The organism is Pseudomonas pharyngis, assembly GCF_021602345.1.
GTDB classification, from domain to species: domain Bacteria; phylum Pseudomonadota; class Gammaproteobacteria; order Pseudomonadales; family Pseudomonadaceae; genus Aquipseudomonas; species Aquipseudomonas pharyngis.
Window position 1 is genome coordinate 1 of record NZ_BQID01000052.1, and the last position, 255, is coordinate 255.

Below are 255 nucleotides of genomic sequence, written 5' to 3' on the forward strand. Positions count from 1 at the left end.
GCGGGCGGTGATTGTCGCGAAGAAGTAACCCCGACCTCCGGAAATAGGAGATCCCCTGTGGGAGCGGGCTTGCTCGCGAAGGCGATGTGTCAGGTACATCAATGTCGCCTGGCACTCCCTCTTCGCGGGCAAGCCCGCTCCCACATTGGTTTTGTGTTCAGTCTGTGGATTTCGCGCGCCGTGCCCGGAAGAACTCGGTCAATACCGCCCCACACTCCTGCGCCAGCACCCCGCCTTCATACAGCACTCGATGGT

Annotated in this window: 1 pseudogene; it reads right to left on the reverse strand. The window is 61.2% G+C overall.

Annotated features, from left to right (window positions below):
* Positions 1-157: 157 nt before the first annotated feature.
* Positions 158-255, reverse strand: a pseudogene (locus L6D74_RS29935) (tRNA-specific adenosine deaminase); the annotation flags it as partial.